The following is a 26,022-nucleotide window of genomic DNA, read 5'->3' on the forward strand; positions in this document are numbered from 1 at the left end:
ATTGTATAGCTTTTTTGACTTGCACTATCGGGAAAGGACTGCTAAAATGATTGAGACAACACAAATGCGCGAATGAAACCGAGCGGAAAAGAGGAATCGTCAGGGAATATGGGTACCGTGGAGGGCAAAAAGCAGGAGAAGCGCCGGGCGCTGCTGGAAGCAGCCTATGATCTGTTTCTGGAGCGAGGTGCCGCAAAAACCAGCGTGGAGGACATCACCAGCCGGGCCAAGGTGGCCAAGGGCACCTTTTATCTGTATTTTCAGGATAAGGGTGCGGTGATGCAGGCGCTGCTGGGCCGGGTGAGCTACCAGCTGCTGAGCAACGCGTGCGAAGCGGTGGAAAAGCAGACAGAGCTCGAAAACTTCCCGGACAAGATGGTGGCGGTGATCGACCACATCATCGAAGCACTGCGGAAGGATACGCTGGTGCTCAAGTTTCTGGAGCACAACTTCATATGGCCGGGGCTGGATCAGATCGAGGCCAGCCGCGAAGCCGAGCCGCTGATGCGCAAGCTGCTGAATGTGGTGCTGACCAGCCCGGAAATGGCCGGCCGCACCGAGCGGGAGATCTACCAGCGCATCACGGCACTAGGCAGCATGTGCATGTCGGTGTGCTATTCCAGCGTGCTGGAGGGCAAGCCCGATGACATCGAGGCCATGAAGCCGGTGCTGTACGATATCGTCCGCATGTCGCTGAAGGTGGAAAAATAAAAAATCACAGAAAAGTATTGCTTTTTTGCATAGGCTGTGGTAAACTGTTCAAGTCGATATGACTTATGGACGGTTAGCTCAGCTGGTAGAGCATCTGCTTGACGTGCAGGAGGTCACAGGTTCGAGTCCTGTACCGTCCACCATACAGTTCGTACTCGAACCCGATTCTTTATGAGAAAGGGTTCGGGTACGTTTTTTGTTTACAGGAGGTTCTGCGACGAGAGTACGCAGAGCGGTAAACGAGCAAGGGCAGGGTATCACTGTGACGGTGGTATCCTGCCTTTTGTTTTGCGGGATCAAGTTCGCCTTGTTCGAACTTGGTCGCCCCCCTATATGGCTCACTGGGGGCAATCGCTGCATACGTGCGTACCGGGGAGAGCCTGTACACCTCTGGCAAGGTGTAACACACTAGACTTTGTGCCAAAGTCTGTGTGCTAAGGGGTCAAGCCCCTTAGAATCCCTGCGGAGCGTGTACGCACGTACGCAGGAAAATGGCAAAATTTCACTATATCGGGGGTGTTCTTTCATTGGAGAGTATGATATACTCGGCTTAGTTCAACAAATCGGAATTTGAGGAGATAGACTAGTGAGAACATACGAGAATAAAGATGAACTTAAGAACGAGATAAATAAAAGTTTTGCAAAGTACATTTCAGAATTTGATATTATTCCGGAATCATTAAAAGATAAGAGAGTTGAGGAAGTTGACAGAACTCCAGCAGAAAATCTTGCTTACCAGGTTGGCTGGACAACTCTTGTTCTTAAATGGGAATCAGACGAAAGAAATGGTCTTCATGTCAAGACTCCTTCGGATGATTTCAAGTGGAATCAGCTTGGCGAATTATATCAATGGTTTACAGATACATATGCTTATCTGTCGTTGCAGGAGTTGAAAGATATGCTGAGAGAGAATATTAATTCGATTTATGAAATGATTGACTCATTAAGCGACGAAGAGTTATTCGAGCCACATATGAGAAAGTGGGCCGATGAATCAACCAAAACAGCAGTCTGGGAAGTATACAAGTTTATACATGTTAACACGGTTGCTCCGTTCGGAACATTTAGAACTAAGATTAGAAAATGGAAAAAGATAGCACTATAACTTCCAGTTTGCCGTACTCGTTTCCAGCAGGGTTTGGGGCTCCGCACGCCCCAACAAGAAGCAGTCCCGAAGTGGCGAGAATTTTCAAGAATTGAAAATTTGTGGCCACGGGACGATTCTTGCTCTTTTCGCTGCGTTTCGTAATTTTCACATTTCAATCTGCTCGCAGATTGTTGACAAGCTGCGCTTGACTCGATACTATAAAGGCAACCCGAACGTGCTACCAAGGAGGTGCAACCATGACCGCCGTAATCTACGCCCGCTATTCTTCCGACAGCCAGCGCGAAGCGTCCATTGAAGGGCAGCTGCGCGACTGCAAGGACTACGCCGAGAAGAACGGTATCACCGTGGTCGGCACCTACATCGACCGTGCCTACTCTGCCAAGACGGATGACCGCCCGGACTTTCAGAGGATGATTAAGGACAGCGCAAAGAAAATTTTCGATGTGGTTCTGGTCTGGAAGCTCGACCGCTTTGCCCGGAACCGCTACGATGCCGTGAACTACAAGTACCAGCTGGAGAAGAACGGTGTCCATCTGGTGTCTGCCATGGAACCCATCTCGCAGGGGCCTGAAGGCATTATGGTGGAGAGTATGCTGATCGGCATGGCAGAATATTATTCCGCCGAACTTGCCCTGAAAGTGGCGCGCGGTGAGCGCGAAAACGCCCTCCAGTGCAAGTACAACGGCGGTATCGTTCCGCTGGGCTTCACCATTGGCAAGGAGGACAGGCTGTACCATATCGACCCGGAGACGGCTCCCATTGTGCAGGAAATCTTCACCCGGTACGCCAACGGCGAGCCTGCCGAGAAAATCGCAGCGTCCCTGAATGAGCGAGGGCTGCGCACCCGCACCGGGAAGCCGTTCGTGAAGAACAGCCTCTTCCAAATTTTCCGGAACCGCCGTTACATCGGTGAATACCGATATAAGGACATCGTGACACCGGGCGGCATTCCCGCCATCGTGGACGAGGACTTGTTCAACCGGGTGCAGCAGCGTTTCGAGCAGAACAAGATCGCCCACGGTCGCCCCGCAAAAGGGGATGTGAGCTATCTGCTGACCACCAAGCTGTTCTGCGGCAAGTGCGGCACCCTGATGGGCGGCGAAAGCGGCACAAGCCACATGGGAAACACCTACTATTACTACAAGTGCGGCAACGCCAAACGCCACGGCAAGGCGCACTGCGATCTGAAAGCCATCCGCAAAGAGCCGTTGGAACGGTTCGTGGTGGAGACTGCCATCAAGGTGATTTTCAGCGATGAAATCATCGAACAGCTGATAGATTTAATTATGGAAGCCCAGCAGCAGGAGAATACCCGGCTGCCTGTCCTGAAAGACCAGCTCCGGGATACAGAGAAGCGGCTGGCAAATCTTCTGGAAGCCATTGAACAGGGTATCCTAACCCCGACCACCAAGCAGCGGCTGGACGAGCTGGAAGCCCGGAAGGAAGCCCTGAACACCAGCATTCTGGAAGAAGAACTGAAAAAACCAGTTCTGACCCGCGAATGGATGCGGTTCTGGTTTGAAAAATTCCGCAAGGGTGACATGAGAGACATGGAGCACCAGCGGCAGATCATTGATACCTTTGTCAACTCGGTCTACGTCTTTGATGACCGGGTCGTGCTCAATTTCAACTTCACGGACGATTCCAAAACAATCTCCCGTGAAGAGGTGTTGGGTTCGAGTGCTGTGGAGAATGCTCCACCACAAAAATCCTCAGACATTCGTCTGGGGATTTTTTGTTTGGCGGTGGTACAGGACTCGAACTATTTCTCCCCGGATACAGGTAAAAACGAGCAAAGGCAGGGTATCACCATGAAGGTGGTATCCTGCCTTTTGAATCTTTGTGTGGAAAAACTGCTTACAGCAGCGGGATGCCTGCCTTGGCGCAGGCTTCGCGGGTGGCTGCGTCCCAGACGCTGGCCTGCACTTCGCCAATGTGGGCGCTGCCCAGCAGCAGCATGCACAGGCGGCTCTGGCCGATGCCGCCGCCGATGGAGTAAGGCAGCTCACCGTTCAGTACGGCCTTGTGGAAGGGCAGGGCGCGGCGGTCGTCGCAGCCAGCCATGGTCAGCTGCTTGTCCATGCTTTCAGGGCTGACGCGGATGCCCATGCTGCTCAGCTCATAGCTGCACTGCAGCGGGTCGTTCCAGAACAGCAGGTCGCCGTTCAGATCCCAGTCGTCGTAGTCGGGGGCACGTCCGTCATGGGGCTTACCGCTCTTCAGCGGAGCGCCGATCTTCATCAGGAAGGTGGTGCCGTGCTCCTGCACAAAGGCGTTCTCACGCTCCTTCGGGGTCAGGTCCGGGTACTGGTCCTCCAGCTCCTGCGTGGTGATGAAGGTGACGTTGGGGCTGTGCAGCGGCAGCTCCTGCAGCTGGGGGAACATGGCGTGCAGGTTCATCTCGGTGGCGCAGACAGCGGACACGATGGAGCGCACCACGCTCTTGAGGTAAGCCTCGTTGCGGTCTTCCAGACGGATCACCTTTTCCCAGTCCCACTGATCCACATAGATGGAGTGCAGGTTGTCCAGATCTTCGTCGCGGCGGATAGCGTTCATATCGCAGTACAGGCCCTTGCCCACACGGAAATCGTAGTCCTTCAGGGCCTTGCGCTTCCACTTTGCCAGTGACTGCACCACCTGTGCCTCAATGCCGCTTTCCTTGATATCAAAGGTGACCTTGCGCTCGACACCGTTCAGGTCGTCGTTCAGACCGGTGGATGCTTCCAGAAACAGTGGAGCAGACACGCGGTACAGGTTCAGTGTGGCGCACAAGGTGTCGGCAAACAGACGCTTGACCGTACCAATGGCGCGCTGCGTGTCGTACAGGTTCAGCGCGGGCGTATAGTTTGCCGGGATGATGGTTTTGCTCATAACAAAATACCCCTCTTCTATTGGATTCCGGCCCTGATCTCCCAGTACAGGGCACGGCTTTTGAACCGGAAAATACTTGTTTCATTATGGCATATTTTTTTAAGAAAGTAAAGTGAGAAGGCAAAAAAAGGGGGCTGCCGGTAAGGCAGTCCCGTTTCCGCAGCCCGTTTCCGCAGTGAGAAGGGCGGCTTTGCATCAGCCGAAAAGCCCCTTCAGCAGGATCAGCAGCACTTTTACAAAATCGCCGGTGCCCAGCAGCTTGTACAGAGAGATCAGAGTAGATAACATGAATGTTTTGCTCCTTTTTTGCAATTTCGGGACAAAATGCCCGGCATGCATGGAATACGGCTGGGCAGAGCAGCGGATTGCAGGAAAAAACTGGGAGAAAACAAAACGGCACCCGTGCCGCTGCAAAAGCAGTACGGGTGCCGGAAGATCAATTGGTTTTCAACAGCTTCAGCGCTTTACGTTGAAAGCTGCCATGCCGGGGTAAACGGCGCTGCCGCCCAGCTGCTCCTCAATGCGCAGCAGCTGGTTGTACTTTGCAACACGCTCGGTACGGCTGGGAGCACCGGTCTTGATCTGGCAGGTGTTCAGCGCCACGGCCAGATCGGCAATGGTGGTGTCCTCGGTCTCGCCGGAGCGGTGAGAGCTGATGGCGGTGTAACCGGCTTTGTGGGCCATCTTGATGGCCTCCAGCGTCTCGGAAACAGAACCGATCTGGTTCAGCTTGATCAGGATCGCGTTGCCTGCACCCAGCCCGATGCCCTTGGCCAGACGCTCGGTGTTGGTCACAAAGAGGTCGTCGCCCACCAGCTGGACCTTGCCGCCCAGCTCGCGGGTCATCTCCTGCCAGCCTTCCCAGTCCTCTTCATCCAGGCCGTCCTCGATGGAGATGATGGGGTACTTTTCCACCAGACTCTTCCAGTGTGCGATCAGCTCGCTGGAGGTGAACTCGGTGCCGGCCTTGGGCAGCTTGTAGAAGCCCTTGCCCTTGGGGCTCTTCCACTCGGAGGACGCGGCATCCATAGCCAGCATGAAGTCCTTGCCGGGCACGTAACCGGCCTTTTCGATGGCGGCCAGAATGGTCTCAATGGTCTCCTCGTCGCTGGACAGGTTGGGGGCAAAGCCGCCCTCATCGCCCACGGAGGTAGCCAGCCCCTTGGCCTTCAGGATGGAAGCCAGAGCGTGGAACACCTCCGCGCACCAGCGCAAAGCTTCCTTGAAGGAGGGCGCGCCCACGGGCATGATCATGAACTCCTGCGTATCCACGGTGTTGGTGGCATGTGCGCCGCCGTTCAGAATGTTCATCATGGGCACGGGCAGGCGGTTGCCGTTCACGCCGCCCAGAAAACGGTACAGCGGCATATCCAGAGAAGCAGCGGCTGCACGGCAGGCGGCAATGGACACGGCCAGAATGGCGTTTGCGCCCAGATTGGATTTATCTTTGGTGCCGTCGGCCTTGATCATGGCAGCGTCGATGGCGTAGATGTCGGAGGCATCCATGCCCACAACAGCATCCGCAATGACGGTGTTGATGTTCTCAACAGCCTTGGTCACGCCCTTGCCCAGATAGCGGCCCTTGTCGCCATCCCGCAGCTCCAGAGCTTCAAACTCACCAGTGGATGCGCCGGAAGGTGCGCAGCCGCGCGCCACAGTGCCGTCGGCCAGAGTGATCTCCGCTTCCACGGTGGGGTTGCCGCGGGAGTCCAGAATTTCGCGGCCAATAACAGATTCAATTTCCAGATCGTTCATCTTGAAAACCTCCTGAATATCATTTCCATCCCGGTGCTGCCCGGGGCGGGCAGACCGGTGACGGCCAATTAGGACAGTTATGCCTAACTAACCAATAGTATCCTACCACGCTTTCCGACCCGGTGCAAGAGCCGATGCGCATGTTTGCGGATGTAAACTTTTTAAGGGGCAAAAAACGGCAGCTGATGGGGCAGAACATTCCGGCAAAGCAGGAAACAGCTGGTCTTTACAGTCTGCCCACTGGCAGCAGCGGGGATGCATCATGTCCGCCATGTAAATTTCATATGGCAGATATACTAAAATTTTTCTTTACTTTTTGTCAGGACGACTCTATACTGTTTTTGGTTCTAATATGTTTCTTTATGGTAGATAGAGGAGGATTTTCTATATGAATAAGGATCTGACGGTCGGCAAGCCGTCACAGGTTTTGTGGCAGTTCTGCCTGCCCATGTTCGGCAGCATCATCTTCCAGCAGCTGTACAACATTGCCGACAGCCTTGTTGCAGGCAAGTTCATCGGCGAGAATGCACTGGCTGCTGTGGGCAACAGCTACGAGATCACCCTGATCTTCATTGCATTTGCCTTTGGCTGCAACATTGGCTGCTCGGTCATCGTGTCCCGCTACTTTGGCGCAAGGGACTACGATGAGATGAAGACTTCGGTCTACACTTCCCTGATCGGCTCTGCCGTGCTGTGCGCCGTGCTGATGCTGATCGGCCTTGTGGGCTGCCACAGCCTGCTGGAGCTCATCAACACCCCGGAGGAGATTCTTGCGGATTCTTCGCTGTATCTGGATATCTACGTGCTGGGCCTGCCCTTCATGTTCTTCTACAACATCGCCACCGGCATCTTCTCCGCTCTGGGCGACAGCAAAACGCCCTTCTATTTTCTGGCAGTCTCGTCCCTGTCCAACATCGGCGTGGACATCCTGTTCGTGGCCGGTCTCAAGATGGGCGTAGCCGGTGTGGCATGGGCCACCTTCCTGTGTCAGGGTGTGAGCTGCGTGCTGGCCATGGTGGTGGTGTTCCGCCGCATCAGCGCCTTCAAATCCAAGAACAAGGTGGTGCTGTTCTCCTGGAACATGCTGGGCAAGGTGGCCGTAGTAGCCATCCCCAGCATCCTGCAGCAGAGCTTCGTCTCTGTGGGCAACATCATCCTGCAGAGCGTCATCAACACCTTTGGTGCCAGCGTCATTGCAGGCTACTCTGCAGCCGTCAAGCTGAACAACATGGTCATCACTTCCTTTACCACGCTGGGCAACGGCATCTCCAACTACACCTCCCAGAACATGGGCGCGGGCAAGATGGACCGTGTGCACAAGGGCTTTGGCGCAGGCCGCAATCTGGTGTGGATCATCTGCGTGCCCATCGTGCTCCTGTACTTCTTCTTCGGCCGCTTCCTGCTGCTGCTGTTCATGAATGACCCGCAGGGTCCGGCCATCGACACCGGTATGCTGTTCCTGCGCATCCTGTCTCCCTTCTATTTTGTGGTGTCGCTCAAGCTGGTCACTGACGGCATCCTGCGCGGCTGCGGCATGATGGTGCGCTTTATGATCGCCACCTTCTCCGACCTGATCCTGCGCGTGGGCATCGCCATTGTGCTGAGCAGCACTGCTCTGGGCAGCACGGGCATCTGGATGGCATGGCCCGTGGGCTGGTGCATCGGCACCGGCCTGTCGCTGGTGTTCTACTTCACCGCCATCCGCAAGGTCCTTGCAGAGTCTCCGGCCGAAGCGGAAGCAGAGGGCAAAGCTGCCGAGGCACGTGCAGAGGCCGAGTTCGCCGCAGATGCCGAAATGGAGACCCTGTAACCCTTTTGCAACTTGTGAATTGTGTTCACCTGATACACAAACAAAATGAAGCAATTGAAATAGTGCACAAAACAGACCCATTGCTTTTGGCTATTTTGGCGACAAAGTCCACAAAATGCCCCTGAAAGTATGGACGGTTTGTGAATTGCGGATTTTGGCTCACAGGTCTATAATATTGATAACGAAGCAAGGTCGCTTTGAGGGAAAGAGGGCCTTGCTTCCGTTTTTATACTGAAGCACGAATGCTCCTAAGGAGGATATTCACTATGAAAAAGATGATTTCTCGTCGTAATTTCCTGGCCGCTGCAGGTGTTGTTGCTGCAGCCGGCGTTCTGACTGCATGCGGCGGTTCTTCCAACAGCACTGCTGCTTCCGCCTCTACCGCAGCTTCTGGTGCCGCTGCTTCCGGCGACACCATCAAGGTGGGCGTTCTTGGACCTCTGACCGGTGATGTTTCCGTTTACGGTCAGGCCGTTGTCAACGGCGCTACCCTGTACCTGAAGCAGGTCAACGAAAAGGGCGGCATCAACGGCAAGCAGTTGGAGATCATCGCCATGGATGAGCAGGGCGATGCAACTCAGGCTGTTACCTGCTTCACCAAGATGTGCGATCAGGGCATCACCGCACTGGTGGGCGACGTTACCACCACCCCGACTCTGGCAATTGCTGCCGAGAGCGCAGACTACAACATGCCCATGGTCACCGCTTCCGCTACCGCTGAGGCTGTCACCTACGATGCCGAGACCGACACCGTGAACGAGAATGTGTTCCGCGCAACCTTCACCGACCCGTTCCAGGGCATCAAGATGGCTGACTACGCTTACCAGCGGTTGGGCTACACCAAGGCAGCCGTCATCTTCCAGAAGGGCGCTGACTACAACGAGGGTCTGGCAGAGAACTTCGTCAACGAGTTCGAGAGCCTGGGCGGCACCATCGTCGATCAGGAGACCTACTCTGAGGGCGATGTGGACTACAAGACCCAGCTGACCACCATTCTGGGCAAGGCTCCCGAAGTGGTGTTTTGCCCCAACTACTATCAGGAAGTCGGTCAGATCCTGGCTCAGGCTGAGAGCATCGGTCTGGCAGTTCCCTTCCTGGGCGGCGACGGCTGGGATGGTCTGGAAGGCTACGCAACTGCCGACCAGCTGAAGGATGCCTACTTCTGCGCAAACTACGCAAAGGGCTCCAACCCCGACTTTGAGAATGCCTACAAGGCTGAGTACGGTGAGGAGTACCCCAACGGCTTCGCTCCTCTGGGCTACGATGCTGCCATGACCGTTGTCTACGGCATTCAGGCTGCTGAGGATGCCGGTCTGGCTGCTGGCGATGACGACTATAAGCAGGCCGTCATCGATGCTATCGCAGGCGGCACCATCGATGGCATCACCGGCACCTTCACCTTCGATGAGCACCACAACCCCGTCAAGCAGACCGCTATCCTGTGCTTCGACGGTGCAACCCCCGTTCTGAAGGAAATGTTCTGATCTGCTTTGATCCTGCGCACCGGTGTGCGGCATAAAGGCAGCACTCAGAAATAAAAGACCCATTGCGGAGACCGCCGGAACAGGTTTTGCTCGGCCGTCTCCGCTTTTTTGGTAAAAAAGTGCATTCCCCAAAAGGCGTGCAAACGCCGCAAAGAAAGGAAGTATCAGTCCATGACAGTGTTTTTTAGCCAGCTGATCAACGGCTTGTCCCTTGGCAGCATCTATGCACTGATCGCACTGGGTTACAGCATGGTGTACGGCATCATCCTGCTGCTGAACTTTGCCCATGGCGATGTCATTATGGTTGGTGCGTACATGTCCTGGTTCGTGATGAATCAGCTGGGCCTTGGCCCGGTCACTGCTGTGTGCGCCACCATCATCACCTGTACGCTGCTGGGCGTTGTGATCGAGAAGATCGCCTACACCCCGCTGCGCAGCGCACCCCGTATCTCCCTGCTGATCACAGCAATCGGCGTGTCCTTCTTCCTGGAGTACACTGCAGAGCTGATCCTTGGTTCCGGTGCAAAGGTCATTCCGGCCTACTACACCAACCAGACCTTCCGCATCGGCTCTGTGCCGCTGGGCCTCACCTCTGTCATCACCCTGCTGGTCACGGTGCTGTCCATGCTGGTGCTCACCTTCCTTGTGCAGAAGACCAAGCTCGGCAAGGCCATGCGTGCCGTGTCTGAGGATATGGACGCTGCCCGCCTGATGGGCATTAACGTCAACAGCACCATTTCCTTTACCTTTGCGGTGGGCTCCGCACTGGCCGGTATCGGCTCGGTGCTGTACTGCTGCAGCTACCCGCAGGCGACCCCCACCATGGGCTCCATGCTGGGCCTGAAGGCCTTCGTTGCAGCCGTTCTGGGCGGCATCGGCTCCATTCCCGGTGCCATGATCGGCGGCATCGCCATCGGCCTGTGCGAGTGCTTTGTTTCCGCCATCGGCCTTTCCGCATGGAAGGATGCCGTCACGTTTGCGATCCTGATCATCGTGCTGCTGGTCAAGCCCACCGGCTTCCTTGGCCGCAAGGTTCAGGAAAAGGTGTAAGGAGGGCATGAAGATGAATACCAAACGCAAAACGCTCAAAATGCCCGTGCGCTATCTGATGAACGCCGTGCTGGTGGCTCTGCTGTTCGTGGGCCTGTCCTTCCTCACCCAGAACGTGCTGTCCACCTACCAGAACAAGGTGCTTCTCACCGTGGGCATCAACATCATTCTGGCTGTCTCGCTGAACGTTGCCACCGGTTATCTGGGCCAGCTGCCGCTGGGCCACGCCGGTTTCATGGCCGTGGGTGCTTACACCTGCGCCCTGTTCACGAAATACAGCAATCTGCCCTCCGGTGTCGCTTTTGTCGTGGGTCTGGTGCTGGCCTGCATCGTGGCGGGCCTGTTCGGCGTGCTGATCGGCATTCCTGCTCTGCGCCTGACCGGTGATTATCTGGCCATCCTGACGCTGGGCTTTGGCGAGATCATCCGCATCACCCTGAACAACATCGATGATGTGCTGGGCTTCAAGCTGTTCTACGGTGCCAAGGGCCTGAAGAACATCCCCAAGTATTCCAACTTCGCCAATGTGTTCATCTGCGTGGTCATTACCTGCTTTGCCATCCACGCCATGATGAAGAGCCGCCACGGCCGTGCCGTGCTGGCCATCCGCGATAACGAGATCGCTGCCGAGAGCTGCGGCATCCAGACTACTTATTATAAGGTCATGGCCTTTGCATTCTCCGCCGCCTTTGCCGGTCTGGCCGGCGGCCTGTACGCCTGCTATCTGGGCGTTCTGGACCCCTCCACCTTCGGCTTCATGAAGTCCATCGAAATTCTGGTCATGGTGGTTCTGGGCGGCATGGGTTCCATGCTGGGCTCCATCCTGTCCGCGACCGTGCTTACCATCCTGCCCGAGGCGACCCGCAGCTTTGACAGCTACCGCATGGTAGTCTACTCGCTGGTGCTGGTCCTCATGATGATCTTCCGTCCGGGCGGCCTGCTTGGCAGCTACGACTTCTCCATGAGCCGCATTGTGGAAAAGATCATGAACGGCGAACTGTTCCAGAAGAAAGCAAAGGAGGGTGCAGACCATGAGTGAGTTCCAGACCAAGTTACACAGTGTGCCCTCCGGTGGCTTTTTGACCGACCGCGACAAGGACAAAAAGCCCATTCTGGACGTGCGTGAGCTGGGCATCGACTTCGGCGGTCTGACCGCCGTGGATGGCTTCAACCTGATGATCGGCCGCAACGAGATCACCGGTCTGATCGGCCCCAACGGTGCCGGTAAGACCACCGTGTTCAACCTGCTGACCAACGTCTACCAGCCCACCCGCGGCTCCATCCTGATCGATGGTATGCCCACCGCCGGCAAAAAGACCTATCAGGTCAACCGCATGGGCGTGGCCCGTACCTTCCAGAACATCCGCCTGTTCAAGGAACTGAGCGTGATCGATAACATCAAGGTGGGCCTGCACGAGTCCATGAAGTACAATCTGGCATCTTCGCTGATCCGCCTGCCCAACTACTGGAAGGAAGAGAAGAAGTGCACCGAACGTGCTCTGGAGCTGCTGGATATCTTCCACATGGCAGACCTCGCCAATGTGCAGGCAGGCAGCCTGCCCTACGGCGCACAGCGCCGTCTGGAGATCATGCGTGCACTGGCCACCAGCCCGAAGCTGCTGCTGCTGGACGAGCCTGCTGCCGGTATGAATCCCTCCGAGACTGCAGAGCTGACCGAGACCATCCGCCGCATCCGCGACGAGTTCAACATCGCCGTGCTGCTGATCGAGCATGATATGAGCCTGGTCATGGGCATCTGCGAGGGCATTGCCGTGCTGAACTTCGGCCGCATCATCGCCAAGGGCACGCCGGATGAGATCCGCAACAACCCGCAGGTCATCGAAGCCTATCTGGGCAAGAAGGAGGGCTAAGCCATGGCTGATACGTTACTGAAAGTTGATAACATCAACGTCTATTACGGCAACATCCACGCCGTCAAGGACATCTCCTTCGAGGTGGATCAGGGCGAGATCGTCACCCTGATCGGTGCCAACGGTGCTGGCAAATCCACCACCCTGAAGACCATTTCCGGCCTGCTGAAGCCCAAGACCGGCGACATCCTGTACAAGGGCAGCAGCATCAAGGGCATGCGCGCCCACAAGATCGTGGAAGCAGGCCTTGCCCATGTGCCGGAAGGCCGCCATGTGTTCCTGCACATGACCGTGGAAGAAAATCTGGACATGGGTGCATACACCCAGCCTGCTTCCACCATTGCACCCAACAAGGAAAAGGTGTTTGAGCTGTTCCCCCGCCTGAAGGAGCGCCGCAAGCAGCTGGCCGGTACCATGTCCGGCGGCGAGCAGCAGATGCTGGCTATGGGCCGTGCACTAATGAGCAACGCTTCCATGCTGATGCTGGACGAGCCTTCCATGGGCCTTTCGCCGCTGCTGGTGCAGGAGATCTTCGACATCATCCAGAACGTGCACAAGGAAGGCATGACCATCCTGCTGGTGGAGCAGAACGCACAGATGGCTCTTTCCGTGGCAGACCGTGCCTACGTCCTTGAGACGGGCCGTGTAGTCATGGAGGGCACCGGTGCCGAACTGCTGACCAACGAGCGCGTGCGCAGCGCATATCTGGGCGGCTAAGCAAAAAATCGTATAAGAAAAGGGGCTGTTGCACATGCAACAACCCCTTTTTTGCAGTATTTGTTATGCCAGCAGAGACATGATATTTGCGGTAATCAGGCCGCCTGCCGTGCCAATGACGTAGCCCATCAGAGCCATCAGAACGCCAACAGGCACCAGAGCGCCGCTGTAGGCACCAGCCAGAATGGGAGCGGATGCGGAACCGCCGATGTTTGCCAGAGATGCAACACCGCAGGTGAACATATCCAGATGGAAGATCTTTGCCAGCAGCACCAGAATGATGCCGTGGATGGCCAGGATCATAAAGCCTGCCAGGATCCATGCGGGTGCATCGGTCAGCTCCAGGAAGCTTGCGCGGGAGGCAAGCAATGCCACCACGGAGTACAGCAGCAGGTTGGACAGCTCGGTACTGCCTGCCATGCGGCCCACGGGGGTGACAGCGCCGATCAGGCCGGACAACGTGATGAGCAGGACGGTCCAGGTGGCCTTGTCCAGGAAGGGCATTGCGCTGTTCAGGGCTGCGCCGATATCCTGACCGAAGGCGGAGATTACCAGAGCCAGACCCAGCAGGAAGATCAGGTTGACAAAGGTAGCCTTGTCCTCGTTGGACTTTGCGTCCTCTTCCAGACGGCGGGATACTTCATCCAGCGTGGTGGTGTCGGCCTTGACCCACTTGTTGAACTTGGGAGCAAGGTTGATGGCCCACAGCAGGAACATGACCCAGATGGAGTAGTCGATGGAGTCCACCACCAGTGCGTAGGCCATGTCAGCTTCGCCGATGTCCAGCGCAGCCTGCACGGCGATCATGTTGCCGGAGCCGCCCATCCAGCTGCCGCACAGAGCGCCCAGTGCCTTCCATGCTTCGGAGCCAAGGGGTCCCTTCATGATGGCGAAGGTTGCAATGAAGGCCACCGAGATGGAGACGGAAGCGGCAAAGAAGCCGCCCAGCATCTTGGGACCCAGCTTGATGATCTTGCGGATGTCGCAGCGCAGCAGCATCAGGAAGATCATTGCATACAGCAGGTTGTTTTTCAGCACGGAGTAGGCAGGCTTGGTGGCCTCCATGTCCCATGCACCCAGCGTGCAGAGAATCATGGTAATGAGGTACAGCAGAACGATAGGTGGTGCATAGTCGAAGAATTTCGACTTCGTGTAGCGTTGCAGCCACACCAGCAGTGCGGCAATGAACACCAGCACGGCGATGTAGGTGAAACCGTTTGTGATCATGAACCCAATCCCCTTTCTTTTTGTGCAATTTTTTGCGGACAATTGTCTTTACAATATCGACAACTTCGTATACAATACTACCATAGATTTCATAATCTGGCAACATTTTTTATCGAAAGGGGTAGGTTTTGCATGAAAATCACGGAAGTACGTCTCGGTCTGATCTCCGTGCCGCTGCGCGTGCCTTTTAAGACGGCTCTGCGTTCGGTCAGCAGTGTGGAAGATGTGATCGTAGAGATCCACACCGACACCGGCGCTGTGGGTTATGGTGAGGCACCTCCCACCGGTGTGATCACCGGCGACACCACCGGTGCCATCATCGGTGCCATCCGCGACCATATCGCAAAGACCATCATCGGCCGCGATGTGGACGACTTTGAAGACCTGATGATCGCACTGAATGCCTGCATCCAGAAGAACACCAGCGCCAAGGCTGCTGTGGATATGGCCCTGTGGGATCTGTACGGCCAGCTGTACAAAATCCCTGTGTACAAGCTGATGGGCGGCGCAAAGAAGTCCATCGTCACCGACATCACCATCAGCGTCAACGACCCCGAAGAGATGGTGCGCGATGCCCTGAACGCCATCGACCGCGGCTACAACTGCCTGAAGGTCAAGGTGGGCAAGGAGCCGGAAAAGGATATTGCACGCCTGAGCGCCATCCGCGGTGCTGTGCCCAAGGAGACCTGCATCCGCATCGACGCAAATCAGGGCTGGACCCCCAAGGAAGCCGTGCGCATCCTGAACGGAATGCAGGAGAAGGGCCTTGATATCGAATTCGTGGAGCAGCCGGTCAAGGCCCACGATTTTGAAGGCCTGAAGTACGTTACCGAACGCTCCTATGTGCCGGTGCTGGCCGACGAGAGCGTGTTCTCCCCGCAGGACGCACTGACCATCATGCAGATGGGAGCCGCAGACCTCGTGAACATCAAGCTGATGAAGTGCGGCGGCCTGTACAACGCCCTCAAGATCGCATCTGCCGCCGAGGTGTACGGCGTGGAGTGCATGATCGGCTGTATGCTGGAAGCCAAGATCAGCGTGAATGCCGCCGTGCATCTGGCCTGCGCAAAGCAGATCATCACCCGCGTGGATCTGGACGGCCCCGTGCTGTGCAGTGAGGACCCCATCCTCGGCGGTGCAGTGTTCAACGAAAAAGACATCACTGTTTCCAACGAGCCGGGCCTTGGCATCAAGGGCATTGAGCCGGGCAAGATCAAGTATTTGGACTAAACTCCTTCCGTCATTACTTCGCAATGCCACCTTCCTCAAGGAGGGAGGCCTTGGCAAAGCGGAAAGCTTTATCTTTTCGCCGGAGGCTCCCTCATTGAGGGAGCTGGTGCGGCGTGAGCCGTGCCTGAGGGAGTTATACAAAAACGGCACCTGCCAGTTCCGCAGGTGCCGTTTTGTGTTTGGGGCCGTTATGCTTTGTAAGCCAGAATAGCCTTCAGGTATTCCCACACACGGGCCACCGATGCAATGTCGGCGCGCTCGTTGGGGGTGTGGACGTGCAGCAGGTTCGGGCCAAAGGAGATGCAGTCCAGCCCTTCGATCTTGCCGGAGAGGATGCCGCACTCCAGACCTGCGTGCAGGGCTGCGATCTGAGGCTTTTTGCCGTACTGTGCTTCGTACACGGCTACGCAGCGGTCCCGCAGGGCGCTCTCACGTGCGTAGGTCCATGCAGGGTAGTCGCCATGGAACCGCACGCTGCCGCCCAGCAGCTCGGTCAGGGTCTGTACCTTGCAGCTCAGCAGCTCCTTGGCCGAAGGCACCGAGCTGCGGATGGAAAAGCGCAGAATGGCTTCCTGCTCGTCCATCTCGGCAACGCCCAGATTCAGCGAGGTCTCCACAAGGCCCGGCACATCCATGCTCATGGCCTGCACGCCCCATGGCATCAGCAGCAGGGCCTTGCGCAGGCGCTGGGTGGAATCAGCATCCAATGCGCTGAACGCGCCGCAGCCCTGTTCGGTGAGCTGCAGGCGGATGGCGGGGTCTGCCATGCCGTATTCGGCCTGCACCTGTGCAGCGAACTGAGCGGCAGCAGTGTGCACGCCCTCGGTGATGCCTGCGGGCAGCACCAGCGTGATGCTGCTTTCTTTGGGAATGACATTCTCCTTTGCGCCGCCGGACAGTGTCAGAGCGGCGTAGTCCACGCCATTTTCGGTCAGCAGGGTCAGCCAGCGGCCCAGCAGGGCAATGGCGTTGGCACGGCCCTTGTGGATCTCGGTGCCGGAATGTCCGCCCACAAGGCCGATCACATCCGCCTTTACGGCGGTGCCGGTCACAGGAACACGGGCAATGGGCAGATGGCATTCAACGCGGCGTCCGCCTGCACAGCCTGCGGTCAGCACCCCCTCTTCCTCGGAGTCGATGTTCACCAGCATCCGGCCCTCAAGGTCGGAAAAATCCATGGCAGATGCACCCAGCAGGCCCACCTCCTCGCAGACGGTCAGCACGACCTCCAGCGCAGGGTGGGGAATGTCCTTTGAGTCCAGAACAGCCAGCGCATAGGCCACGGCAATGCCGTCGTCGCCGCCAAGGGTCGTGCCCTCGGCGCACACATAGCCGCCGTCTACGACCGGGTGGATGGCATCCTTCTCAAGATCCAGCGGGCAGTCGGCGGTCTTGTCGCCCACCATGTCCAGATGTCCCTGCAGGATCAGGCCCGGCTCCTTCTCGTATCCGGGTGTGGCCGGTGCCTTGATGAGCAGGTTGCCCATCTCGTCCTGACGGCAGGCAAGGCCGTGGGCCTTGGCGAACTGCACGCAGTAGTCGCTCAGTGCCTTTTCGTGGTGGGAGGTGTGCGGAATGCCGCAGATCTCCTCAAAGTAATAAAAAACCGAAGCCGGTTCCAGTCCGGTCAGTGCACTCATATACTCTCGCTCCTTTATTTATAAGGTGAAATGCTTCTGTCCATATTCTAACAGATTCTGCAGCCGGATACAATGTGTTGTATCCGGCAAAATATTTTTTCTGCCGGTGCTTGCAGACGGCGGGCCGGGTCGTATAATAGGAATAGTTACAAAAATAACATTCGAGTGGCTCTAAGGTTCTGCCGCCCGGAAAGGAGAACTTCGCCATGCGCTATACCATCAGTGAAATGGCTTCGCTGCTGGGTGTGACCACCCATACCCTGCGGTACTACGAAAAAATGGGTCTCATCCGCCCCGAGGTGAACGAGGAGACCGGCTACCGCTACTATACTGTCACCGACACCCGCCGGTTCAACCTCTGCCGGGAGCTGCGCGCGGCGGAACTCTCGCTGGAAGAGTGCCGGGAGCTGATCGGCAGCCCGTCGGTGGAGCAGAGCGACAAGATGTTTGCCCGGCAGGCCGCCCGGCTGCGGCGCAGGCAGGTGCTGGATGAGCTGTCCATCCACTTTTTGGAAAAGATACAGGAGCAGTACCGCACGCTGGAGCAGGATGTCGGGCGGGTCTGGGTGCAAAACTTTCCGGAGATGTGGCGGCTGACCTTCTCGCAGGAAGAGGAAGCCAGCCGCGACCGGGAACTGCAGCAGGAAAAGGCGGAGTGGCTGGAGTGTATGCCGGCTGCCCGCTGGGTCAGCCGCCTGCCCCGGCGGGTGATGGAACAGTTCCGGGTGGGGCGCAACGAGTACGATTACGGCCTGATGATGGAGGCCGACGCTGCCCGCAGGCTGGGCCTGCAGCGCACCCGGCATGTGGAGGTGGTGTGCGGCGGCGATTATCTTGTCACCATCTGGAAAAAGGATTACCGCGGCTCCTTCGGGTGGGACTCACTGGAAACCCTGCACGATGAGATCGTGCGGCGGGACTTCCGGGCGGTGGGCGAGACCTTCAGCAGCATCGTGGCCAGCCGCCAGCAGCCAGACGGCAGCGTTGTGAACTACCATCATACCCGGACGAAGATCTATACATGAGAGGGTTTTGTCACCTCCTACAAAAACTCGTGATATTTTTGTCAAAATGACCCTTGACCTTCGCGCTGCTCTAACGTGTAAACTTTGTTTAGTGAGTAACAAAGTCGGACTTCCGGCTTTGCTGCTCTGACAGAGTACACGATTGAGAAGAAAGAGGAGAACACACTATGAGCGAAAAGATCTCTCGCCGCAACTTCCTGCGCACCGCTACGCTGGGCGCAGCAGCTGCCGGTCTGCTGGCAGGCTGCGGCAACAGCGGCGCTTCCAGCAGCACCGCCGCAGGCACCTACACTGCAGGCACCTACAGCGCCACCGCTACCGGCATCAACACCGCCACCCCCGTCACCGTGACCATGACCTTCAGCGCTGATGCCATCACCGATGTGCAGATCGACGTTGCAAACGAGACCAAGGGCTACGGTGCCGACATCGCCGATGAGATGGTCAAGAAGATCCTGGACGCACAGTCCAGCGAGGTGGACGGCCACTCCGGCGCAACCATCACCTCCGATGCCATCCGGAAGGCTGCCGAGAGCTGCATCAATCAGGCCAAGGGCGTGGCCGTTGCCCCCACCGAGGCCAACAAGGCCGAGACCGTTGTCCCCGACAGCCTGAGCGTGGAGGAAGTGGAGTCCTCTGTGTGCGAGCTGGGCGACATCACCCCCGACGAGACCAAGGACTTTGACGTGGTCGTCGTGGGTGCCGGTGCTGCCGGTGTGCCCGCCGCAGGCTGGGCTGCCGAGCTGGGCGGCCATGTGGCCCTGCTGCAGAAGCAGAGCATCGTGGTCAGCCAGGGCAACTGCGGCTCTGCCATCATCAAGTCCAAGTCCACCGACGCGGGCAAGAAGATGTGGGTGCACATGACCAACGGCCTGTGCGACTGGCGTGCCGATACCAGCCTGCTGAACGCCTACGTCGAGAACTCCGAAGAAGCTCTGATGTGGTATCTGAACCGCGCAGGCCTGACCGACCAGACCGAGTACGGCGACGGCAGCCTCGTGGATAGCAACAAGAACCCCTCCGACCTGCTGCACAACGACGAGAAGGAGATCTTCGCCTACATGTGCACCAGCCAGGATCTGACCGGCGTGTGGAAGGACCGCATGGACACCTACGACTTCGGCGATGAGCACTGCTACTTCTTTGCTCCGTGGATCGGCCCCAAGCCCAAGAACGTGGGCGACGTGCTGGCCACTGTGCTGGAGAACGTGCAGGCCAAGAACTCCAATCTGGAGACCTTCTTCAACACCCCCGCCGTCAAGCTGGTGCATGAGAACGGCAAGGTGACCGGCGTCATCGCAAAGGACGAAAACGGCAAGTACATCCAGTTCAACGCTTCCAAGGGTGTCATTCTGGCCACCGGCGACTACATGAACAACGAGGCCATGGTCAAGCGCTGGTGCCCCGATGTGGACGGCTTCGACAAGAAGCAGTACCAGAAGACCGGCGACGGCCACATCATGGCCATCGATGCAGGTGCAAAGATGGAAAATCTGGGCCACACCAAGATGATGCACGACTTCGACTCCGGCCTGATGTACGAGGAACCGTTCCTGTACGTCAACATGGAGGGCAAGCGCTTCTGCAACGAGGACACCGGCTTTGTCTACATGGGCAACATCACCAAGTATGTGCCCAAGTTCAACGGCAACAACGTGGATGCAAACCATCCGGACGGTTCTCTGGGCTGGTACTGCCAGATCTACGATAACGACTACATGAGCTACGCCAACAGCCCCATCCCCGAGCAGGTGATGACCAAGTACATCCCCGGTGCCGTGGAGAACCCGCAGGGCGTGTTCACCAACCTCATCGATACCTACAAGGCCGACACCATCGAAGAGCTGGCCGGTCTGCTGGGCGTACCTGCAGACGAGCTGCAGAAGACCATCGACCGCTACAACGAGCTGTGCGACAAGGGCGCTGACGTGGACTTCGGTAAGAAGAGCACTTACATGCACAAGATCGTCACCGCTCCCTTCTGGGGCATCCGCAAGCACATCCGCGTGTCCTCCATCGACAGCGGCGTGAACACCAACGCCAACGGTCAGGCTCTGGATGCTGACGGCAACGTCATCGACGGCCTGTACTGCGTCGGCAACGTGGGCGGCGTGTTCTACGGCGGCGCGGACTATCCGTTCCACCAGACCGGCCTGTCTCTGGGCCGCTGCTACACCTTCGGTATGCTGGCAGCAAAGCACGCCATGGGCAAGTAAGACCTCCTGAAAGCAACACGAACCCCCTCCGGGTCAACCCGGAGGGGGTTCTTTGCATACAAAAAAGGCTCTGCAGCATTTTGCCGCAGAGCCTTCGTTTTTTACAGATGATACCGGGACGGCTTACTGTGCCTGGCTCAGGCAGTCGTCCATAGCGGTGAACACCGCATCGCTGGTCATGGTAGCACCGGCAACAGCGTCCACACCGCTGGTGGAACCGGCCTTGGTCAGCTGGTCTGCCAGAGTTTCAGCAGCGGTGCCGCCCAGTTCGGGAGTCTCGCCGGAAGCATCGATCTCCACACCGGTCACCCGGCCACCGGTGACGGTGACGGTGACAGTCACATCACTCAGGCAGCCCTGAGCGCTGGACGTATAGATGCCATCCGTCAGGCTGGCGGCGTTGTCGGCAGCGGGCACAGTGCCGGTGCTCTTGATGTACAGGCCGAGCACAACTGCCATAATGACAGTGACAACAGCCATGATGATAACATTCCGGGTGAGTTTCTTCATAAAAGATCAAATGCTCCCTTTTGACGTGATATATTTTTTATTTTGCGGGTTTGAAACTGTCGCGCAGGGTGACGACGCGGTTGTAAACGCCGGGGTTCTTGGAGTCCGGGGTAAAGAAGCCGGTGCGCACGAACTGGAATTTCTCACCGGGCTTTGCATCCTTCAGGCTTTCTTCCAGCTTGCAGCCCTTGCACACAACAACGCTTTCCGGGTTCAGGTAGTCCTTGTAATCGCTGCCCTCGGGGATGGCGTTCATGTTGGCCTCGGTAAACAGCTTGTCGTACAGACGCACCTCGGCATCCACGGCATGGGCGGCACTCACCCAATGGATGGTGCCCTTGACCTTGCGGCCGTCGGCGGGATTGCCGTTGCCCGTCTCAAGGTCGGCGGTGCAGTGGATGGCGGCAATGCTGCCGTCGGCATTCTTCTCCACGCCGGTGCACTTGACGATGTAAGCGCCCATCAGACGCACCTCACCGCCAATGGTCAGGCGCTTGAACTTGGGAGGCGGCACCTCGGCAAAGTCCTCATTCTCGATCCACAGCTCTTTGGTAAAGGCCACCTTGCGGGTGGTGGTATCGTTGGCTTCGCGGTTGGGGTTGTTGGCTACATCAAAGTACTCGGTCTTGTCCTCCGGGTAGTTATCCACGACCAGCTTCACGGGGTCCAGCACGGCGATGCGGCGCTGAGCGGTCAGGTCCAGCTCGCTGCGGATACAGGCTTCCAGCTGGCGCATGTCGATCAGGTTGTCGGATTTAGAAATGCCGGCCTCGCGCACAAAGGTGAAGATGGAGGTGGGGGTGTAGCCGCGGCGGCGCAGACCGCACAGGGTGGGCATACGGGGGTCGTCCCAGCCGTCCACGATGCCCATTTCCACCAGCTCACGCAGGTAGCGCTTGCTCATGACGGTATTGGTCATGTTCAGGCGTGCAAACTCGCGCTGCTTGGGGAAGGCAGTGCCGAAAATGTTCTCGATGACCCAGTTGTACAGCGGGCGGTGGTTCTCGAACTCCAGACTGCACATACTGTGGGTAATGCCCTCAATGGCATCCTGAATGGGGTGTGCGAAGTCGTACATCGGGTAGATGCACCACTTGCTGCCCTGACGGTGATGCTCGGCGTACTTGATGCGGTAGATAGCCGGGTCACGCATGTTCATGTTGGGGCTGGCCAGATCGATCTTGGCACGCAGGGTCTTTTCGCCCTCCTGGAACTCACCGGCACGCATCCGGCGGAACAGGTCAAGATTCTCTTCCGGGGTGCGGTCGCGCCACGGAGAGGGACGGGAAGGCTTGCCGGCATCGGCACCGCGGTACTCGCGCATTTCGTCGCGGGTCAGGTCGTCCACGTAGGCCTTGCCCTCCATGATGAGCTTTTCGGCATACTCGTAGCACTTGTCAAAGTAGTCGCTGCCGTAGAAGATGCCGCCGTTGGGGTCGGCACCCAGCCAGTGCAGATCCTCGATGATGCTGTTCACGTACTCCTCACCCTCGCGGGCAGGGTTGGTGTCGTCCAGACGCAGGTTGAACTTACCGCCGTACTGGTTTGCAATGGACCAGTTGATGTAGATGGCCTTGGCACTGCCGATGTGCAGGTAGCCGTTGGGCTCGGGCGGGAAGCGGGTATGGATCTCGCTGATCTTGCCCTCGGCCAGATCAGCGTCGATGATGTCGGTCAGAAAGTTTTTATCTGCCATGTGTTTTCCCCCTGTCAAAGGCACAAAGTGCCTATATATTCCATAATACTATATAATACACTATTTTTACTGCACCTTCAAGATGAAAGCCGGAACTTCTGGGGCAAATGCGCATTTTTGCGTGGAATTTTGCTGTGAATTGCCCGATTTCCACAACTTTTTCCCTATCCCTTGACACCGCCGTGCAAGGAGAGTATATTTTTGCATGGCATACAGCGCATTTTGCCGTGTTTAAAATAGGAGGAACCCCATGAACAGTTTAAAAGAAGCGTTCAGCAGGAAAAATATGCTGAAGAATTTAAATTTTTTCGGTGAGCTGAATCTCGGCCTGATCCTGACGGCGGTCGGCATCGTTTACTTTAAAAATCCCAATCATTTTGCATTTGGCGGCACCTCGGGCCTGTCCATTCTGCTGGCAGACCTGTTCCCTAAGATCAACGTGGGCGGCTTTATGTGGATCATCAACCTGATTCTGGTGGTGCTGGGCTTTGTCTTTCTGGGCATCAAGACCATGGGCTGGACGATCTATTCTTCCTTTGCGCTGTCCTTTTTTGTGTCGGTGTGCGAGTGGCTCTATCCCGTCAACGTTTCCATGAGCGGCGATGCCATGCTGGATCTGGTGTTCGCCGTGTTCCTGCCGGCTCTGGGTGCGGCGATCGTGTTCGACATCGGTGCATCCACCGGCGGTACGGATATTGTGGCCCTGATTCTGGCAAAATATACCTCTATGGAAATCGGCAAAGCCCTGATGGTCAGCGATATCCTCATCGTGCTGGCGGCGGCATGGCGGTTCGGCATGGGCACCGGCCTTTACTGCATCCTTGGCCTGATCGGCAAGAGCTTTGTGGTGGACGGTGCCATCGAGAACATCCGCCTGCGCAAGGTGTGCACCATCGTGACGTCCAACCCGCAGCCCATTCTGGACTTCATCATCAAGGAAATGAACCGTTCCGCTACCGTGGAAAAGGCTTACGGCGCTTACACCCACCACGAGCTGAGCGTGCTGGTGACGGTGCTGACCCGCCGTCAGGCCCTGCAGCTGCGCAACTTCCTGCGGGAGAACGACCCCCGGAGCTTTATCACCATCGTCAACTCCAGCGAGATCATCGGCAAGGGCTTCCGCTCCTTTAATTAAAGGCACGGCAGGGCCACGCCGCTATTGACGAACCGCTTCAAAAACGATATACTATATTCCGGCGGTGCAGCAGTGCCGCCGGATGCCGGGGTGTTGCGCAGTTGGTAGCGCGCCTGCTTTGGGAGCAGGAGGCCGCGAGTTCGAGTCTCGCCACTCCGATATGACAAAAAGCCACGATGAACCGTTTACAAATGCGGTTTCGTCGTGGCTTTATTTGTTGCCAGTCCCCCTGAGATCCGGCTGGAAGATGCCTTATTTGTGCGTTACCGTCTCAAAAACTGCCCCTGCGCTAAAGGGCAAATGCGCACCCGGCAGCTTTCCGATTTTGTTCTTTTTTTATTTACAAACAGTACCTTGACACCGAAATATCCTTTTTGTAATCTTAAAGAGTATTCTGAATGTAAGTGAATGCCGTCCCGAATCAATACGGTTTTTGGGGGCAGGACGGCAGGAAGTTTCTCCAGCGAATGTCCTGGGGGTGGTACCCTGCTGCCACAGGCAATAGGGCGGGACCGAAGTTCCGGGCTGTTCGCAGAGAAAGCTTCCTGATGGCCTGCCAAGTGAGCGCAAGCTGACGGCAATGGGAAAGGAGCAACTACCAATGGATCATCTGCAGAACGTAATGGGATACTTCGACCAGCAGCAGCCGCTGTGCGCCGAACATGACCGCATCAGCAAGGACCTGTACAAGGAGTTTGGCGTTAAAGCGGGCCTGCGCGACGAAAACGGCAAGGGCGTGCTGGCAGGCCTGACCAATATCTCCGATATCCGCGCCTTCCAGTATGTGGACGGAGTGAAAAAGCCTGCCGACGGTCAGCTGCTCTACCGCGGCTACGACGTGAAAGACCTGATCCGCGGGTCGTCCGGCAGCCGCTTTGCCTTTGAGGAAGCGGGCTATCTGCTACTGTTCGGTGAGCTGCCCACACAGGAAAAGCTGGAAGAGTTCTGCCGCGTGCTGGGCGAGTGCCGCACCATGCCCACCAACTTTACCCGTGATGTGATCATGAAGGCCCCCAGCCACGATATCATGAACTCCATGGCCCGCAGCGTGCTCACACTGGCATCCTACGACCCCAAGGCCGGTGATCTGGAAATTTCCAATGTGCTGCGCCAGAGCATCCAGCTGGCCGGCATCTTCCCCATGCTGGCCGTGTACAGCTACCATGCCTATAACCACTACGAAAAAGACGGCAGCATGTACATCCACCGGCCGGACCCGGAGCTTTCCACCGCAGAGAACTTTTTGCGGATGCTGCGCCCGGATATGAAGTACACCGAGCTGGAAGCCCGCGTACTGGATGTGGCATTGCTGCTGCACGCCGAGCACGGCGGCGGCAACAACTCCACCTTTACCACCCGCGTGGTCACTTCGTCTGGCACCGATACCTACTCGGCCATGGCGGCTGCCCTGTGCTCCCTCAAAGGCCCGCGCCACGGCGGTGCCAACCTGATGGTGATGCAGATGATGCAGAACATCCGCGAAAACCTGCACGACACCGAGGACGATGAAGAGCTGGAAGCCTACCTGAAAAAGCTGCTGCACGGCGAAGCATTTGACCGCAAAGGCCTGATCTACGGCATGGGCCACGCGGTGTACTCCCTCAGTGACCCCCGTGAGGTGGTATTCAAGGGCTATGTGGAACAGCTGGCCCACGAGAAGGGCCGCGACAAGGACCTTGCCCTTTACAACAAGATCGAGCACATGGCCCCGCAGCTGATCGCGGAGGAGCGCAAAATTTTCAAGGGTGTCAGCCCCAATGTGGACTTCTACAGCGGCTTTGTGTACGATATGCTGGGCATCCCCATGGAGCTGTACACGCCGCTGTTCGCCGTGGCCCGCGTGATGGGCTGGAGCGCCCACCGCATTGAAGAGCTGCTCAGCGCAAACAAGATCATCCGCCCGGCCTACAAGAGCCTTGGCGGCACCCACGAATATATCCGCCGCAATGAGCGGGAATAACAAGGA

Annotated in this window: 19 protein-coding genes, 2 tRNA genes and 1 pseudogene; 16 read left to right on the forward strand and 6 right to left on the reverse strand. The window is 57.1% G+C overall.

Annotated features, from left to right (window positions below; genetic code table 11):
• Positions 1-108: 108 nt before the first annotated feature.
• The 4 genes and pseudogenes from MTP41_RS05980 to MTP41_RS05995 all read left to right on the forward strand — a co-directional run.
• The gene (locus tag MTP41_RS05980; protein WP_097773813.1) at positions 109-711 is read left to right on the forward strand and encodes a TetR/AcrR family transcriptional regulator; all 603 of its coding nucleotides are present in this window, start codon (positions 109-111) and stop codon (positions 709-711) included.
• A 67-nt stretch (positions 712-778) separates the two neighbouring features.
• Positions 779-854, forward strand: a tRNA-Val gene (locus tag MTP41_RS05985).
• Between the two features lie 443 nt (positions 855-1,297).
• On the forward strand, positions 1,298-1,816 hold the full coding sequence (locus MTP41_RS05990; protein WP_112149188.1) for a ClbS/DfsB family four-helix bundle protein: 519 nt from the start codon (positions 1,298-1,300) through the stop codon (positions 1,814-1,816).
• Between the two features lie 239 nt (positions 1,817-2,055).
• Positions 2,056-3,534 (forward strand): annotated as a pseudogene (locus MTP41_RS05995) (recombinase family protein); the annotation flags it as partial.
• A gap of 142 nt (positions 3,535-3,676) precedes the next feature.
• On the opposite strand, the gene asnA reads toward MTP41_RS05995, so the two are convergent.
• A complete protein-coding gene (asnA, locus tag MTP41_RS06000; RefSeq protein WP_097777229.1) occupies positions 3,677-4,690 on the reverse strand; it encodes an aspartate--ammonia ligase in 1,014 nt (337 codons plus the stop codon).
• A gap of 456 nt (positions 4,691-5,146) precedes the next feature.
• On the reverse strand, positions 5,147-6,445 hold the full coding sequence (gene eno / locus MTP41_RS06005; RefSeq protein ID WP_249236424.1) for a phosphopyruvate hydratase: 1,299 nt from the start codon (positions 6,443-6,445) through the stop codon (positions 5,147-5,149).
• A 388-nt stretch (positions 6,446-6,833) separates the two neighbouring features.
• Between eno and MTP41_RS06010 the strand changes: the two genes are divergently transcribed.
• The 6 genes from MTP41_RS06010 (at position 6,834) to MTP41_RS06035 (ending at position 13,377) form a co-directional block, all read left to right on the forward strand.
• The gene (locus MTP41_RS06010) at positions 6,834-8,255 is read left to right on the forward strand and encodes an MATE family efflux transporter (RefSeq protein ID WP_249236425.1); all 1,422 of its coding nucleotides are present in this window, start codon (positions 6,834-6,836) and stop codon (positions 8,253-8,255) included.
• A gap of 266 nt (positions 8,256-8,521) precedes the next feature.
• Positions 8,522-9,739, forward strand: coding sequence for an ABC transporter substrate-binding protein (locus tag MTP41_RS06015; RefSeq protein ID WP_249236426.1), 1,218 nt, complete (start codon positions 8,522-8,524; stop codon positions 9,737-9,739).
• A gap of 171 nt (positions 9,740-9,910) precedes the next feature.
• Positions 9,911-10,789, forward strand: a complete 879-nt coding sequence (locus MTP41_RS06020; protein ID WP_223388612.1) for a branched-chain amino acid ABC transporter permease — start codon at positions 9,911-9,913, stop codon at positions 10,787-10,789.
• A gap of 13 nt (positions 10,790-10,802) precedes the next feature.
• Positions 10,803-11,828 (forward strand): branched-chain amino acid ABC transporter permease, encoded by a 1,026-nt coding sequence (locus MTP41_RS06025; protein ID WP_097777224.1) that lies wholly within the window; start codon positions 10,803-10,805, stop codon positions 11,826-11,828.
• A complete protein-coding gene (locus tag MTP41_RS06030; protein ID WP_097777223.1) occupies positions 11,821-12,660 on the forward strand; it encodes an ABC transporter ATP-binding protein in 840 nt (279 codons plus the stop codon). Before MTP41_RS06025 ends, MTP41_RS06030 begins: the two co-directional genes overlap by 8 nt.
• 3 nt (positions 12,661-12,663) lie before the next feature.
• Positions 12,664-13,377, forward strand: a complete 714-nt coding sequence (locus MTP41_RS06035) for an ABC transporter ATP-binding protein (protein WP_005942657.1) — start codon at positions 12,664-12,666, stop codon at positions 13,375-13,377.
• 63 nt (positions 13,378-13,440) lie between these two features.
• Here the strand turns inward: MTP41_RS06035 and MTP41_RS06040 are convergent, their stop codons facing one another.
• Positions 13,441-14,604, reverse strand: a complete 1,164-nt coding sequence (locus MTP41_RS06040; protein ID WP_249236427.1) for a DUF819 family protein — start codon at positions 14,602-14,604, stop codon at positions 13,441-13,443.
• 132 nt (positions 14,605-14,736) lie between these two features.
• Here MTP41_RS06040 and MTP41_RS06045 point away from each other — a divergent pair, with 132 nt between their 5' ends.
• On the forward strand, positions 14,737-15,834 hold the full coding sequence (locus tag MTP41_RS06045) for a dipeptide epimerase (RefSeq protein ID WP_249236428.1): 1,098 nt from the start codon (positions 14,737-14,739) through the stop codon (positions 15,832-15,834).
• 188 nt (positions 15,835-16,022) lie between these two features.
• Here MTP41_RS06045 and MTP41_RS06050 read toward each other — a convergent pair whose 3' ends face one another.
• Positions 16,023-17,474 (reverse strand): aminoacyl-histidine dipeptidase, encoded by a 1,452-nt coding sequence (locus MTP41_RS06050; protein ID WP_249236429.1) that lies wholly within the window; start codon positions 17,472-17,474, stop codon positions 16,023-16,025.
• A 206-nt stretch (positions 17,475-17,680) separates the two neighbouring features.
• On the opposite strand from MTP41_RS06050, the gene MTP41_RS06055 reads away from it, so the two are divergent.
• The gene (locus tag MTP41_RS06055; RefSeq protein ID WP_249236430.1) at positions 17,681-18,499 is read left to right on the forward strand and encodes a MerR family transcriptional regulator; all 819 of its coding nucleotides are present in this window, start codon (positions 17,681-17,683) and stop codon (positions 18,497-18,499) included.
• A 167-nt stretch (positions 18,500-18,666) separates the two neighbouring features.
• Complete coding sequence (locus MTP41_RS06060; RefSeq protein WP_249236431.1) at positions 18,667-20,715, forward strand: FAD-binding protein; 2,049 nt, start codon at positions 18,667-18,669, stop codon at positions 20,713-20,715.
• A gap of 123 nt (positions 20,716-20,838) precedes the next feature.
• On the opposite strand, the gene MTP41_RS06065 is transcribed toward MTP41_RS06060, so the two are convergent.
• Both MTP41_RS06065 and MTP41_RS06070 read right to left on the reverse strand, forming a co-directional pair.
• Positions 20,839-21,225 (reverse strand): FMN-binding protein, encoded by a 387-nt coding sequence (locus MTP41_RS06065; RefSeq protein ID WP_097777219.1) that lies wholly within the window; start codon positions 21,223-21,225, stop codon positions 20,839-20,841.
• Positions 21,226-21,262: 37 nt separating this feature from the next.
• Positions 21,263-22,921 carry a glutamine--tRNA ligase/YqeY domain fusion protein gene (locus MTP41_RS06070; protein WP_249236432.1) on the reverse strand — a complete coding sequence of 553 codons (1,659 nt, stop codon included), beginning with the start codon at positions 22,919-22,921 and terminating at the stop codon, positions 21,263-21,265.
• Between the two features lie 250 nt (positions 22,922-23,171).
• Here MTP41_RS06070 and MTP41_RS06075 point away from each other — a divergent pair, with 250 nt between their 5' ends.
• The 3 genes from MTP41_RS06075 to MTP41_RS06085 all read left to right on the forward strand — a co-directional run bounded on the left by MTP41_RS06075 (position 23,172) and on the right by MTP41_RS06085 (position 26,016).
• The gene (locus MTP41_RS06075; protein WP_005942639.1) at positions 23,172-24,056 is read left to right on the forward strand and encodes a YitT family protein; all 885 of its coding nucleotides are present in this window, start codon (positions 23,172-23,174) and stop codon (positions 24,054-24,056) included.
• A gap of 86 nt (positions 24,057-24,142) precedes the next feature.
• A tRNA-Pro gene (locus MTP41_RS06080) sits at positions 24,143-24,215 on the forward strand.
• 442 nt (positions 24,216-24,657) lie between these two features.
• Positions 24,658-26,016, forward strand: coding sequence for a citrate/2-methylcitrate synthase (locus tag MTP41_RS06085; RefSeq protein ID WP_082210853.1), 1,359 nt, complete (start codon positions 24,658-24,660; stop codon positions 26,014-26,016).
• The last annotated feature ends 6 nt before the right edge of the window (positions 26,017-26,022 follow it).

This window comes from Faecalibacterium sp. I4-3-84 (assembly GCF_023347255.1).
In the GTDB taxonomy this organism is placed as follows: domain Bacteria; phylum Bacillota; class Clostridia; order Oscillospirales; family Ruminococcaceae; genus Faecalibacterium; species Faecalibacterium taiwanense.

Excerpts from the sequence above, each read along its gene's own strand:
- MTP41_RS05980 (WP_097773813.1), top strand. The coding sequence starts at position 109 with ATGGGTACCGTGGAGGGCAAAAAGCAGGAGAAGCGCCGGGCGCTGCTG.
- asnA (WP_097777229.1), bottom strand. The coding sequence starts at position 4,690 with ATGAGCAAAACCATCATCCCGGCAAACTATACGCCCGCGCTGAACCTG.
- eno (WP_249236424.1), bottom strand. The coding sequence starts at position 6,445 with ATGAACGATCTGGAAATTGAATCTGTTATTGGCCGCGAAATTCTGGAC.
- MTP41_RS06010 (WP_249236425.1), top strand. The coding sequence starts at position 6,834 with ATGAATAAGGATCTGACGGTCGGCAAGCCGTCACAGGTTTTGTGGCAG.
- MTP41_RS06015 (WP_249236426.1), top strand. The coding sequence starts at position 8,522 with ATGAAAAAGATGATTTCTCGTCGTAATTTCCTGGCCGCTGCAGGTGTT.
- MTP41_RS06020 (WP_223388612.1), top strand. The coding sequence starts at position 9,911 with ATGACAGTGTTTTTTAGCCAGCTGATCAACGGCTTGTCCCTTGGCAGC.
- MTP41_RS06025 (WP_097777224.1), top strand. The coding sequence starts at position 10,803 with ATGAATACCAAACGCAAAACGCTCAAAATGCCCGTGCGCTATCTGATG.
- MTP41_RS06030 (WP_097777223.1), top strand. The coding sequence starts at position 11,821 with ATGAGTGAGTTCCAGACCAAGTTACACAGTGTGCCCTCCGGTGGCTTT.
- MTP41_RS06035 (WP_005942657.1), top strand. The coding sequence starts at position 12,664 with ATGGCTGATACGTTACTGAAAGTTGATAACATCAACGTCTATTACGGC.
- MTP41_RS06040 (WP_249236427.1), bottom strand. The coding sequence starts at position 14,604 with ATGATCACAAACGGTTTCACCTACATCGCCGTGCTGGTGTTCATTGCC.
- MTP41_RS06045 (WP_249236428.1), top strand. The coding sequence starts at position 14,737 with ATGAAAATCACGGAAGTACGTCTCGGTCTGATCTCCGTGCCGCTGCGC.
- MTP41_RS06050 (WP_249236429.1), bottom strand. The coding sequence starts at position 17,474 with ATGAGTGCACTGACCGGACTGGAACCGGCTTCGGTTTTTTATTACTTT.
- MTP41_RS06055 (WP_249236430.1), top strand. The coding sequence starts at position 17,681 with ATGCGCTATACCATCAGTGAAATGGCTTCGCTGCTGGGTGTGACCACC.
- MTP41_RS06060 (WP_249236431.1), top strand. The coding sequence starts at position 18,667 with ATGAGCGAAAAGATCTCTCGCCGCAACTTCCTGCGCACCGCTACGCTG.
- MTP41_RS06065 (WP_097777219.1), bottom strand. The coding sequence starts at position 21,225 with ATGAAGAAACTCACCCGGAATGTTATCATCATGGCTGTTGTCACTGTC.
- MTP41_RS06070 (WP_249236432.1), bottom strand. The coding sequence starts at position 22,921 with ATGGCAGATAAAAACTTTCTGACCGACATCATCGACGCTGATCTGGCC.
- MTP41_RS06075 (WP_005942639.1), top strand. The coding sequence starts at position 23,172 with ATGAACAGTTTAAAAGAAGCGTTCAGCAGGAAAAATATGCTGAAGAAT.
- MTP41_RS06085 (WP_082210853.1), top strand. The coding sequence starts at position 24,658 with ATGGATCATCTGCAGAACGTAATGGGATACTTCGACCAGCAGCAGCCG.